At 38.3% G+C, this 13,942-nt stretch carries 10 protein-coding genes; 4 read left to right on the plus strand and 6 right to left on the minus strand.

Annotation, left to right across the window (positions count from 1 at the left end; genetic code table 11):
* A partial coding sequence (locus J6O61_RS05010; protein ID WP_292210356.1) for a TetR/AcrR family transcriptional regulator occupies positions 1-418 on the minus strand: 418 nt, incomplete at its 3' end.
* Positions 419-562: 144 nt separating this feature from the next.
* Between J6O61_RS05010 and J6O61_RS05015 the strand changes: the two genes are divergently transcribed.
* Positions 563-1,015 (plus strand): hypothetical protein, encoded by a 453-nt coding sequence (locus tag J6O61_RS05015; protein ID WP_292210357.1) that lies wholly within the window; start codon positions 563-565, stop codon positions 1,013-1,015.
* Between the two features lie 88 nt (positions 1,016-1,103).
* On the opposite strand, the gene J6O61_RS05020 is transcribed toward J6O61_RS05015, so the two are convergent.
* Positions 1,104-4,091: a glycoside hydrolase family 3 C-terminal domain-containing protein gene (locus J6O61_RS05020; protein ID WP_292210360.1), complete on the minus strand. Its 2,988-nt coding sequence runs from the start codon at positions 4,089-4,091 to the stop codon at positions 1,104-1,106.
* A 146-nt stretch (positions 4,092-4,237) separates the two neighbouring features.
* Between J6O61_RS05020 and J6O61_RS05025 the strand changes: the two genes are divergently transcribed.
* Both J6O61_RS05025 and J6O61_RS05030 read left to right on the plus strand, forming a co-directional pair.
* Positions 4,238-4,945, plus strand: a complete 708-nt coding sequence (locus tag J6O61_RS05025; protein ID WP_292210363.1) for a LytR/AlgR family response regulator transcription factor — start codon at positions 4,238-4,240, stop codon at positions 4,943-4,945.
* The gene (locus tag J6O61_RS05030) at positions 4,946-6,241 is read left to right on the plus strand and encodes a sensor histidine kinase (RefSeq protein ID WP_292210365.1); all 1,296 of its coding nucleotides are present in this window, start codon (positions 4,946-4,948) and stop codon (positions 6,239-6,241) included.
* 125 nt (positions 6,242-6,366) lie between these two features.
* Here J6O61_RS05030 and J6O61_RS05035 read toward each other — a convergent pair whose 3' ends face one another.
* From J6O61_RS05035 to J6O61_RS05045, 3 genes are all read right to left on the minus strand, one after another.
* Positions 6,367-8,175, minus strand: a complete 1,809-nt coding sequence (locus J6O61_RS05035) for a hypothetical protein (protein ID WP_292210369.1) — start codon at positions 8,173-8,175, stop codon at positions 6,367-6,369.
* 409 nt (positions 8,176-8,584) lie between these two features.
* Positions 8,585-10,393 carry a plasmid recombination protein gene (locus tag J6O61_RS05040; RefSeq protein WP_292210371.1) on the minus strand — a complete coding sequence of 603 codons (1,809 nt, stop codon included), beginning with the start codon at positions 10,391-10,393 and terminating at the stop codon, positions 8,585-8,587.
* Positions 10,394-10,562: 169 nt separating this feature from the next.
* Positions 10,563-10,760 (minus strand): hypothetical protein, encoded by a 198-nt coding sequence (locus tag J6O61_RS05045; protein ID WP_292210374.1) that lies wholly within the window; start codon positions 10,758-10,760, stop codon positions 10,563-10,565.
* A gap of 169 nt (positions 10,761-10,929) precedes the next feature.
* Between J6O61_RS05045 and J6O61_RS05050 the strand changes: the two genes are divergently transcribed.
* Positions 10,930-12,117 (plus strand): tyrosine-type recombinase/integrase, encoded by a 1,188-nt coding sequence (locus tag J6O61_RS05050; RefSeq protein ID WP_292210377.1) that lies wholly within the window; start codon positions 10,930-10,932, stop codon positions 12,115-12,117.
* A 130-nt stretch (positions 12,118-12,247) separates the two neighbouring features.
* Here the strand turns inward: J6O61_RS05050 and J6O61_RS05055 are convergent, their stop codons facing one another.
* Positions 12,248-13,699: an AAA family ATPase gene (locus J6O61_RS05055; RefSeq protein ID WP_292210379.1), complete on the minus strand. Its 1,452-nt coding sequence runs from the start codon at positions 13,697-13,699 to the stop codon at positions 12,248-12,250.
* Positions 13,700-13,942 lie beyond the last annotated feature (243 nt).

Raw genomic sequence — 13,942 nt, forward strand, 5'->3', positions numbered from 1 at the left:
CACAAATCATAAAGGTAAGCTTAAACTCGTCTTCTATATTGTCCGGAGTGCTTGCATAATAAGAAATAATGCGCTCCTCCAGGCTATTAATTAGTACATGAAATCGTCCGCTATACAGTGGTTGCAATTCCCTCTTATGTTTGTCTAAAATAATGGGCATGTTTGAGATAAACGCCTTGGATTCATTGACAAAATTAGCTTTATCAACCAGTTCCTTGGTTATATCATCCATGATCTCCTCCTCCAATGCTTCTGACAGATCAGAAACATCTTTGTAATACTTATAAAATGTGGTCTTGTTTATCAGCGCAATATCGCATATTTCCTTTACCTTAACACGCTCTAGTTCAGTCCTTTCTCTTATTAGTAAGAAAGCATCCCTAATGGCTTTTTTTGTCTTAACTACTCTTAAGTCCATAAATATCCTCCAATTACAACAACTGTTTTCCAGTTTCGTTGTTTATCCTACTGATTCCAAAAATCATCTCTTGAATTTAGCAACTATAGTTACTAAACTAACAATCGTTGAATAAATCTTACTATAATCTTATGGAGGTTTCAAATGAATAATAAGAAAAATATAATTAAATCCGTAATACTTGCAGCACTGGTGGGAACAATTACTGTTCTTGGGCTAACTATTCTTATTTATGCTACCTTTTTTCAGAACTGGCTATCAGCCTATGTAGAACTTACGCCGGATATTGTTGCGATAATATCGAGAGAAAATGTCAATATGTTCACCATGATAATGGCAAACATAGCCCATGGCTTCCTCATTGCCATTGTCCTATATTGGGGTAAGTTCTTTACCTCAAAGCAAGGAGCTGTTGCAGCAGGAACGATAGCATTTTTAACTGAACTATATTTTTGCTTCTCGCAGTACTCCATCCTAAAAACTATGTCTCTAGTTACTGCTATAGCGGATACCTGCATGTGGACATTTATAAATCTATTCGTAGGAATTGCAATTTCATGGGTGTATAGAAAAACTCTAAAAAGTGTATCTCAATAAGTTAAGTTTTTTCTATGAAGTCCCATTGGAAATGACCAGTTTCCAATGGGACTTGTTATGTTATCTATCAAGTAGTAGGATATATAGCTTATTTCTTTTGTTTTCTCTTATAGCTTTCAGGATGGATTTTCTCATCCCTAGCTCTTTTTACCATAAGTGTAATTAGTAAAATAATAATGCATCCAATAACAACATCAAGAATGATCCACAGATATACCCAGGGCGAAACATGTTGTTTGACCACATCTCCGGGTGCTGCTCCTTCAAAGGCGTTTGAGTTTACAACCGTGTATGCAATGTTATGAATAGCTGTTCTCATAGCATTTCTCGCTGTTGCGCTTTCATAATCCACGATGCTCCAGGCAAAAGGCATATTCATGCACAGGTATGTATCACATCCTGAGCGAAGAGCGTAGTCCCTTAAGTTGTCCGGTCCCCATACCCAGTAATCGGAAACCACCATTCCTTCAAATCCCCACTCTCCTCTTAAAAGATCCACAAGGAGTGCTCTGTTGCATTCTCCGACAACCGTACCGATGCAGTTCTGAGCAGCCATGACAGCTGTGGCAGATTTAAATTCTTTTTCTTTAATTTCACCATTATCTAAATACTTCAGAGTTGACGTAGCCTCTTTAAATGCAATCTCGAAGGGCTTTAGATAAATCTCCCTGAAGGTCTGCTCATCAGCCCAGGTAGCAACAAGACTTGCTCTTCCCGTCTCAGTATCATTAAGCGCAAAATGTTTTACATAGCAGAACATTCCGGCATCACCTGCGCCCGATATGACTCTTGCTGCAAGTTTGCCTGACAGCACAGGGTCTTCTGAGTAATACTCAAATATTCTTCCTGAGAACTGGCTTCTGTGCAGATTTATAGCAGGGCAATACCATCCGTTAATACCATGCTGCAAAGACTCTTCTCCAAAAGCCATTCCTATCTCATAGAGAATATCAGTATTCCAGGTAGATGCCATCAGAGGAGCAAATCCAAAGGAAGAACTCTTTGTCATATCATATCCGCCGGCACCGGCACCACTGATTTTAAGCCCGTTGGCTCCATCAGGTTCTGCAGTTCCGGGAAGGCCTATTGAATCTATGGCGTAGGTCATATATGCGGCACCTGAGAAATTGGCGATGATGTTATCTTTGTCTTTTTCCCAGTCTATCTGATCAAGAAGTTGCTCCCATTTCTCATCATCATAGTCTGCGCCTCGAAGATCAGATAGCGTAAGACCATTATCTGCACCTGAGACAGGCATTGCGTCAGTATAGATGACTGATCCCTCTACATTTCCCAGAATCGGATCTGTTTCAGGGTCAAAAGAGCTCTCAGTTCCCATAAGTGCAGTATATTTCTCACTTATCTCTTTTGTTCTGCCCTCAGCTGCTTGAGGCTGCGTTGTATTCCAGGAACTTCTTGAAAGGATCGTTGACTCTTCATTCATGTAATCAGACATAGTCTGGAAAAGATTAGTTGCCACCGTCTCATCGTTAGCTCGCACATGGGAAGTGTCCGAGCCGTCGAACCATGTAGTCTGAGCTACTGTTATGTCATTTGAAGAGATTACCTCATGAGAATTTTTCCGTAGGGATACGGTATAGGCGCCCTCTTCCAGCATGTAGCAACCGGTTGTTCCGTCTGAGTTTTCATGTGTATAGCAGTACGAAGCAAAATCCTCAATATCTGCTTCCAAAGTAATTGTTTCGCTCTCACCTGCGGCCAGCAGCTTTGTTTTATCAAATGCCATAAGCTGTGCCACGGGTTTTTCTATCTTATACTGTACGTCCAGATCTGTATACGGAGTTGTAAGATATAGCTGCACAACCTCTTTCCCGCTTACTGCTCCTGTATTTTTGACAGTTACCTGTGCTGATATCTTGGTCCCGTCAAAAGACACATCCTCAAGTGTCTGCTCAAAGGTTGTATAGGAAAGGCCATAGCCAAAGGGATAGAGTACCGCGGCGTCATAATCAAAGGACGGATTCACTTCATCTGCAGTCTCATAGTACCGGTATCCCATATATACACCTTCCATGTACTCGTTGTAGGTGCCCGGAATTTCACTGTACGCATCTCCCATAAATCCTGCAGCTCTTGCTGTATAGTTACTGTAGGTATTTACTCCAATTGACTGATAGGTCGGATCCTTGGTAAGGTCTACAAGATATGTGTCCACTGTTCTTCCGGAAGGATTTACCTCGCCGGTCATAAGAGCCGACAGCTGTGAAAGACCTCTCTCGCCCGGATGTCCCATCCAGAGAATTGCGTCAACTTCTAGCTCGCCTGATTCAAGAGGTGCCAGTTCCATTGTGGCTGATGAAATGACAACAACTACCACCTTGCCGCATATCTCTTTTGCTTTTTTTATGGTCTCTTTCTCGTTCTCTGAAAGAGCCAGATAGTGTGGCGTTCCATCCTCATAGGCATCATATTTCATGTCCGTTCCTTCCTGACCGGATCGGGAAAGAAATACCACGCCAACTTCGCCGCTTACGCTTGAAAGCGAATCATAAATTCCGCCATCATATTCGTAAAGTTTGCAATCTCCCCCAAGCATTGAATCAGCCTCTCCGGCAACCTTTGTGCCGGCAGCTTCGATGGTGATTTCAGGATTGCCCTTTTCCTTCATTAACTTAGCTGCTGAATCATCGATATTGAAAGCACTAAGACCATCTTCAGGAGTCACCGGATCTGTTACCCACTTGGCTGAACCGCCTGATGTATTCTGTCCATATGACGGATTAAGATATGCATATCCAAAAGGCATGACTGTCGTCCCACTTTCCAGGGGCAGAATTCCATTATTCTTAAGGAGAACACTGCCCTCCTTCTGAACCTCTGCAGCAACCTCGTAAGCAGCCTCTTTTGCCTCATCCGCTGAGCTGTACTTCTTGTCGTAATAGCTTACCAGATCTCCATTATTCTTCACATAATTGCTTCCCTTTGCCACATAAGTATCGAGAAGCGGTCCCATTTTGGCACACACTACATTTAGCGCTATCAGAATAATACTCAGCAGTACCACCACGGGTATGAGTATTGCCCTGAATGCTCTGTTTGACATTTTCTGCTTCATAATGACCCTCCATCTAAAAAAGAAATATCCTTTATTGAAATCATATTATTCTGTAATATAATAGATGGAAACACATCTGGCGTAACCTTGCGTTTTATGACGCAAACTTGAATATTTCTTCTTTCAGCTTAAGGAGCGTTTAATTCATGATAAAAGTGGCAATAGTTGAAGACGATGACAGCGCAGCCGAAAAGCTCTCTGAATACCTGGAGCGATTTGGAACAGAAGCCTCAGAGTCTTTTTCCATCAAAAGATATAAGGACGGGCTTTCATTTCTTGACGGATATCCGGGATTTGAGCTTGTATTCATGGATATAGAAATGCCCTTCATAACAGGCATGGAGGCAGCTAAGCGTCTTAGAAACATTGATGCAAAAGCGGTGCTTATCTTTGTTACCAACATGGCTCAGTATGCAGTGAAGGGATACGAGGTAGATGCCCTGGACTTCATAGTAAAGCCCCTGGCCTATTCAGATTTCTCTTTTAAGATGAAAAGAGCTTTAAGAGCGGTTTTATCATCCAAGGATGACGAAGTCGTAATACAGCTGAAAGACGGCCTTCGTCGCATTAACACTTCTGATATATATTACATCGAGATCCACGGCCATACCCTGACCTATCATCTGTATCAGGATTCATTTGAAGTCAGAGGACGATTATCAGATGCCCGGGCTCAGTTTAAAGATTTTTTGCAGTGCAATAATTGCTATATCGTGAATCCAGCACATATTGACTGGGTAAAGGGATATGAAGTAAAAGCAGGTGAAGATATTCTTGCCATATCACATCCAAGACGCAGGGAGTTCATGGATGCTCTTTCTTCCTGGTATGCAGGAAATGGAGGAAATAACTAGATGCAGAACTATTTTCTCATATTTTCAAATATGTTCTCATTACAACTTATCATAGGACAGCTTTTGTATTCAGGCAAAATGATGCGAAGAGATAATTTCAGGCCTCGTGCTGTTCTGTCCATTTTAGCCGTTTACCTTATCAGCTCCGTTCTGTACGTGCCACTCTATTATACAGGCCTGTGGTTTCTCAGTAACACACTGTACTATCTTTTGGTATTCCTGATGTCAGTACTTGTTCTTTTTATAATATTTGATGAGCCCTGGGAATCGATAATACTGTGCGCTTCCTGCGGGTACTTGACGCAGCATGTGGCTGCGCAGATTGTTTTTGTCATCTCAAATGTTGCTAATAGTCCTGTAACTAATCTTGATGTCACTACGGCCATCGGAGCATTTTTCAGCATTCTGTTTCAGATTCCTTTTTACTTGGCGATCTATCTGTTGTTTTATTATCTTTTCGGGAATAAGACACGTATCTTTGACTACGATGCCTCTACACGTCGGAAACTGGTTATGCTTTCAATCTCCACTCTTTTGATTGTTGAGGTTCTTTCAAGCATCCGTGACTCTTTTTCCCATGAAAGCATCATACTTTCAATAATATCAAGATTATTTTCCATGCAGTGCTGTCTATTCATTCTCTACCTTCGAACCCATATCATAGATGTATCCGCAAAGGAAAGGGAGAGCGCCCTGATCCGTCAGCTCTACCATGAGCAAAAGAAAAACTATGAAATAGGAAATGAAGTGATCGAACTGATCAACGAAAAATGTCACGATCTAAAGCACCGATTATCTGAGATTGACTACAATGCAGCCGGTGCCGAACTTGGAGAGCTTATTTCTCTATATGACAGCACTGTTCGGACGGGTAACCAGACTCTCGACAATATATTTGCGCAAAAAAATCCAATCTGCAATAAATACGGAATAAGGATCTCGCCCATGATTGACGGGGAAGCTATATCATTTATGGAAGTAGGTGATATATGCTCACTGTTTGGAAATATTCTCGATAATGCAATTGAGGCAGTAATAAAACTCGACAAACAAAGCGACCGGATAATCTCAATAAAACTACAAAAGAAAAATTCTATGGTCGTCATAGGCTGTGACAATTACTATGCTGAAAAGATCAGTTTCAAAAATGGTATTCCTGTAACCAGCAAAGGCGATACCGCGTATCACGGCTTCGGCTTAAAATCCATAAAACGCACAGCACAAAAATATGGTGGAACGATGACTGCCAATGCAGATGACATGTTCCACCTTACAGTTATAATACCAGTTCTGTAATGCAATAATACCAGAGGATAATTTAATGGTGCATGTGGAACTTGAACCAAATAATTACCTAACAAAGTCAGTATTTATGCGGTGTGTAGCGTCTGCTTTTTTCAAGTGACCCCATTGGTGACCCGTTACACAATAGGCATTACTTCTATAATTTTACCATCAAGCGTATCTCTTATGGACTGCAGTAAGTCCTTATCTTTATCATATATTCTTTTCAGTTCATCATAGCTTAAAGTCATATCAGGAGTATCAAGGCAATATGTATAACCTATTTTCTCAGGATATTGACGTTCAAGGTCTCTTATTTTCCCTTGTACTTCTTGGATTTCTGAGATTATATCAGTTTTCATCTGCTGAAGTTGTTCTATTTTAGGAGCATCAAGCTCTGCTTGTGTAGGAAGAAACTCAAATAGAGGTTCTGTAAATTCAGTTTCTTTATGAATATCATTATGCATATCATCAAGAGCTTTCACTTTATCAATAACAGGCTGAAACATAAGTGATTCGTTTGTATCAAGAGATTTTCCTGACGCTCTTTGAATTAGATTCTTAAAAGATATTCTCATTCTACAAAGTTCTTCCATGCGTCTGTAATCCACATTTGAAGAAGCATCAAACCAACCACGATTTATAAAAATCTGCATTTGTGCATCATCTATAACCTTAGTATCAAGTAGTATTTCACCTAAAAATCTTCTATCAAATTGCTTTCTTGCCTGTTCTTCTGTATCGTCATCTTCGCCTTTGTATTTTTTACTTGATAAAATGTATTTAAAAGAGTCGAAGTCTTCAATACCATTTATCAGTATATATTCAGCAGTTACACAGACCTGACCAAATTTTACATTTAACATATATTTATCGGGAAATTCATCAAGCAAATTTTTCACATTTCGTCTGCTTTTCATAATAGCCATGAAGTCGGTAGCCTTTATGTCATTGAAAATAACAATAGGCTGTCCGTCGTAGCTTTGCCAAGCGATAGATGAGTCACCAGCTTCATATATCCAATCTGATAGGTCATTATTTCTAAACGAACCAGTCATGATTTTTTCAAGCTCTGCATCATCTTTTGCATAAGCTTTTGCAAACTGTCTTGCGATTGCATGAGTGCAAAGCGTTTTACCCTCACCGCCTTGTGCAGAATTTGCCGTAATATAAAAAGTTTTCCGTGTTGCAGGCATTCGTGCAGTTTTATAAAGATACTCAGCACGAGCTGCCTGAAATGCCTTCTGATACTTTTGATATAATGCAAAAGTAAGAGAATCTTTTGCGTCTTTTAGTAACATACCGTCATAGCAAACAGCGTTTACAAGGTCATATACATCATATTTAGTAGCTGAATATTTCTGCCTTTGTGATTGGAGTTTTGTTTTCTTATTACGATAGTTATCTACTTCAGACCGCCAATCGAAGTTAGATTTTACAATGCTATCAGGATATCTATATTTGCCTTTTAAAATACAAGATGGAGTATCGTGACAAATATATGCTACCATATCAAGAAAAGCGTCTGTGCCACGTTTTTTCTTATCCTTTTCTTCAGATGGTATATGAACGCAAGATTCAGGAACGCCGAACCATTTTGCAATAGATGACAGCTCAACTCCATCGTCACATCTACCGACAAAATGCCAATGTGTACATTTACCTGTGCCTGCTTTTCGATAGTTACCTGAAGGAACTCTGGTTCTTAGCCATTCTCCAAAAGTCTCTTCGGCCTCTTCTTTTTCATATTCGGCTTTTCTAGCAGTAAGAAAATGTTCTTCATCTTCGGATGTATAAACTTCATTTTCATCATGTCTACCATATGCCCATTGTTTTATGGTTTTATGTTTTACTGCTGAAGTGATGTTATCTTCAGTAAAATTTAAAGATTCTCCCGTATCAGGATTATTTTCATATTGTACAACTTCAAAAATACGAATTCTCATAAGAATATCTCCTTAATCATAAAAAAATTAACCCTATAATATATACTGTATTTTTATTTTTGATTTTCTGAGATTTTACACAGTTTTTTTGTGTATTTTTAAAAATATTGTGTAAAAGAGAACAAATGGAAAGAAAATTATACTTTTGTCAACACAATACACAATTAGTGTGATGCGGGGGGTCACAAGCCCTCCCCCCGCATCAATACTGTGTTTAAAGGTTTTTATACACAAATAGTAAAAAATAATTGTGTAAGGCTGTAATGCAGTATTTTCAAGGGCTACAAGACTTTTTACACAATTACACAATAATATTTAAAAATGAGTTAAAAGGGGTATGCGTCGGCGGTGTTTTTAAATAAAGACTGCACATCATATCCGCCGACGGTCTTCTCGAGAGGAAAAAACATCACCTGTCATGCTCAGATTGTTGTTGTGCCTGTTTTATCATCTCTATATATGACTTTATCGCTTGTATTGCTGTCTGTATAAGCCGTGGGATTATAGCAGTAAAGGTCTTATCAAGGTTGATTACCGCTTCAGGTTTAGGTGTTTTACGGCTTTTCCAAAAGCTTGCATTATCTTTCTGTATATCAGCCCATAAGCCTTTTAAAAGGTCTTTCTGATATATCTCTGTACGTCCCTTATAAGATAAAGATTTTTTGAGCATATCCCTTATTCTGTTTTCATACTCTGGAAAGTCCCAATTTTCCTCAGTAAAAACCTTTTCTTTATCAAGTCTCTTGTTCCTTTGTACAAGTGACTTCTGAGTGTAGGTATCTATCTTACTAAGAGCAGTACATTGTTTTAACAAAGCATCTTTCTCATTATCAGGCTGAAAAAGAGCATACTGCCTTATCATAGAGATAACTTCTGCATTTGAAATAGTATAATCATCAAGAGCTTTATTTATGTCCTCTCGAGATACAAACAACTCAGATTGTAAAGAATCATACTTATCAGCCTTTTCTTTATACTGTCCCTCAGCTTTATACTTATACTGTGCCTTTTCTTGTTTAAAAGCGTTTTTATCAGCTTCAAGCTGTTCTCTATCTTTTTCAAGCTGAGTTTGTTCTTTACGGACTTTCTGCTGTGTACCGCTGTTGTAAAAGTCCTGATATGCTTCAAAAGCTTGCTTATCTACTTTAACTTTATCCCCTATAAACCTTGGTTTGTCTTTTAAGAAAAGTTCACGATTTTTATCAATGATTTTATTTTCAATATTTGACAGTTCTTCTTTGTTAATGCTTTTTTGTGTTTCTTGTTCAAGAAGCGTTTTTGAGTTTTCTTCTATCTGTGCTTCCTGTGTATCAAGCTTTTTATCGTTTTCTTGTATAAGGTATTTTGTAGTATTATTTGCACTCTCGAGAGCATCAGCGCTTCTTCTTGCTCTATACTCCCGTGCATCTTCATGGTCTCTTTGAGTCGGCTTTTTGGTCTGCTTCATGTCAAGTCCGACCTCTTTAGCTATCTCACGCAGTACGACTCTTTGACGCTCCTGCCATGTCGTTGTAGCGTTGTCCTGTCTGCCGTTTTTACTTATATCTATACCATGCATTTTTAGCTGTGACTTTAAAGCGGTTGAGCGGTCATTTCGTACTTTCTGACCTCTTTCACTTTCTACCACTGGTACATATATGATATGCAGATGTGGAGAAGTCTCATCCATATGTATAGCAGCAGCAACTATATGTAAATTAGGGTTTTCCTTTTTCCATCTTTCGTAGTATCTTTTTAACCCTTCAAGACATTGTTCTCTTTTTTCAGGGTCATCAGATATCCCCTTGACGCCATTCTTTTCATCATCATCCCTACCACCAAACTGAACAACGACTTCATAGGCAAGCTTTGTACTATTCTTTTTTGTGTCATGTTGGTAAATATAGCTGTAGTAGTTACCTTTTACACGGTCTTTATGTCCTTTACCATCATGCAGAAGTATCTGGTCATATTCATCTACTGCTGGCTGAAAAGTCTTTTCATAAAACTCTTTTAAAGGTTCATAGTGTAAAAGCATATTTTTATCAACGTCTTCCATATGTACATAAAAAGGCTCAGGAACAAAGTCAGGTGGAAGTACACCGTCTGCTTTTCTTTTTTCATAATATGCATAGTAGTTTGCTTCTTCTTTCTTCATATACTCAGGGTCTCTGATAGTATGAAGTATATTAAACTTAGGCTCCTGTCTGAAGCTTACATATCCATCAATTCCATCCATATATATCACCATCCATTCAGGTAAAATCAATCCGTCAATATCCCCATATGTAAACTCACTACAAGTGTGGGGGTATATATTTCGCTCCGCTCATATATTCTCCCCACACTTTCCGTTCGCTCTGCCGAGGGCTAAAGACATATACACTTCGTTAGGCTTCTGTATACGCTCACGCTAGGTCTTCTCCGAGATACTCCTTGAAAGCGTCCAGAGTCTTAAAGCGTCCTCTTACTAAAGAGATAATCTCCTTGTTCTCTTTTTCTTCCTGTCGTTTTATCTGCTTCTGTAGTCTTTCTTCAAGTTCTGCAAGTGACTTCTTCCTTTGTGCTATTTTTGCTTCAAGCTGTTCATTAGTTTCTTTTCTCATAATTAAAATTCTCCTTTCATGTGAGAGGGTTAATGTCTTCCTTAATATATGTAAAAGATTTTCTAAAAAGTCATAGCAAAAGTGAATTTGTACTTTTGAAAATATGTAAATGCGTTTCGTTCTACCTTTTGATTAATTTCTCTGCATATATCTAAAAGGAGATAGATATATGACTGAAAAAAATTTATTGTTATCTATGAAAGAGCTTCTATCGAGTGATATACTTAGTGGAGCAGATGCTACCGCCTTAAAGGAGGCGATAGAAACGAACATTGAAAAACTCATAATGGAAAAGCATCATCATGCTATCAGTGGGCCTGATGGGAAAGGGTTATATTACACAAAGAACCCTGAAAATCTAAAGCTAAAGATAAGGGCAAAAGAAAAGAAAGACTTATTGGACAAGCTTTATGCTTATTACTATGGAGAGAAAGCTTATACTATATCACAGCTTTTTGAGCCAGCACTTGACTATAAGTGTAAGGTAAAAGGAACTCTTGACCCTGAAAGAGACCGGATATGCTTTAGGAAGTATATACAAGGTACTTCTTTTGGTAATATGAAAATATCTTCTGTAAAGGGTTCAGATATAGCTATATTCTTTCAGACTTTCAGGGAGAAAGTTACAAGACATCAGCTTAATGACATAAAGAGTCAGCTGAACATGATTTATGACTATGCTTTTGACCATGACATTGTGACAGCTAACCTTTCAAGGTCTTTCAGTACAGGTAAAATAAAGACCATTGCTGAAAAGAATAAATCTCATGATGTCTATACAGATATAGACAGACATAAGATTTTAAAGGCATTGAAAGACTCAGATAATATGTATGAGATGGCTATAAGTGCTCACTTCAATATTGACTGCAGAAGTGGAGAATTATTTGCAATTCACATTGAAGATGTGGATTTTGATAATTCTACAGTATTTATTCATAGGGAAATAGTGACTCGTATTGATGAAGATGGTAAAAGACATCTGATAGAGGTAGAACATACCAAAACAGGAAAAGATGACGGAGCAAGAGTTTTTCCACTGAATGAAAATGTCATGAAGATAATCAGGAAGGCTAAAGGTAACAGAACAGAAGGCTATCTCTTTATTTCAAAGAGAGGACGTTTTTTGTATTTGAACCCTTATTGTAACACTTTAAAGAAAATTTGTAGTCAGTGTGGTGTTACATATAGAAAGCCTCACAGGATAAGGGCTTATACAGTGTCAGCCATGATAAAAGCAGGCATAGACCTTGAAACCATAGCAAGGAAAGGCGGTCATAAAATAGAGACTCTTTCAGCATATATCAAGAATAGTAAGGAGAGGGATAATGATGCTCAAATCAGGGCTATTTTCTAAGGTGACCCAAGGTGACCCAAATAAAAAAACCCTTGATACCAGTAATATCAAGGGTTTAAGCAGAAACAACAAGGGGACTTGAACCCTCAAGTTTCCTGTTGCGCACCACTTTCCAAAACCGCTGATCTTTTCATACAAATAATTGATCAATAGTTAATACATGAATAAAATCCCCATAATAGTTACTCTTTTTAAGCCCGTACGTGGTGATAAGTGTATTGTGAATAGTCGCCTTCTTTGATATCTTTTCACGAAGCAATTTTTTTCGTCTTTCCAGGATAAGATGATAGTCCAAATCAACTTCAAACAAATCACTATAAAACTTCATTTCACACATATGCACTACGTTGTCTTTTCTGACTATAATCAGATCAATTTGTGTGCCCCGGGTTGTCTCATCACCTCGTTTTGACCACAAAGACTCAGTGGTCGATACTCCACCAATCTGAAGTGCCGCTTTTATCTGATCCATATGATTCCAACACACATTTTCAAACGCATGCCCTTTCCATGTTATAACCTGATGAGAATCCTCAATGTTAACCCAATCAATTTTTTTGCCGCTCTTGCTACCATTTACAAAAGTAAGATAAAAGATACAGAATGGATCTATAAGCTTATAATTCTCATTTCTTTTGCTGTCGCCGAATGAATTGTATTTTATTATAAAATCGCCTGCCATTAGGGCATTTAGGCGCCTGGATAACTCACCACTATCAGTTATCCCTGTCATCTTAGTCAACTCTGCCCTGGTAATTCCTTTATCTTTAGTGCTTATCGCATTTATTATCTGTTTCATAGCTTCTGCATCAGTAAACAGCGATGAAAACATACGGTTGAATTCATTCTTTAACGGTGCATTTGCTGAAAAGAATAACGCATTTATGTTCTGAGATAAACTGTATTCCTTTTTAAAATACTTAAGATAATATGGAATTCCTCCAACCATCATATATGCCTGTGTAATATCATACCTGGACATACTGATTCCTCTAGACTCTAAATACTTCTCACTTTCTACCAATGAAAAGGTGCTCAGTTTCATCTCATAAGTAACTCTCCCATAGAGTCCACCATGATTATTTATAATGTTTTCCAATATCCAGGAACTTGAACTACCACACACAATCACCATCAGGTTCTTTTTATGGCAAGCCCATCCGTTCCAAAAGGCTTCAAATCCTGTCATAAATCTAGCTCTAGGAGTATCAAGCCACTGTATTTCATCTATAAACACAACAACTCTTTCATTATCATCGTATTTCTCCATAAGAAGATCTTCCAGCATATAAAATGCTTCAAGCCATGATTTTGGTGCTTGTTCACCCTTATATCCATGAACAGCCAAGGATCTGTAAAAGTGCTCAAGCTGATCTTTCATTCGATATTTCGTTATAGTCTCATCATTATCATCAATCGGTGATAATCCAGCATGGCGGAAACAAATCCTTTTTTCGAACACCTCATCTATCAGATATGTTTTTCCAACTCGGCGTCGTCCATATAAAGCAATAAGTTCCGCCTCTCCACTGTCATATAATTCATTAAGCTTTTTTACTTCTTCTTCACGTCCAATCAGCATTATAATCTCCAAATAATTATATTTTTCGGTGAGCAATACTTTTTTCCTTTTCACCGAAAATTATAGCCCCGCCACCATGGCTTTGTCCATCAAAAAATCATTATATCTTTCGGTGAAAGACCTCTTTGCCTCTCTCGCCGAAAAATATAATGATTCTAACGGAAATAATTAACAAATCTCAATTAAGCAGAAATGCTCTCATTTCCAACATCTAACATTGGCACGCATGATATAACTTGCTCC

This window comes from Butyrivibrio sp. (assembly GCF_017635265.1).
Classification (GTDB): Bacteria; Bacillota; Clostridia; order Lachnospirales; family Lachnospiraceae; genus Butyrivibrio.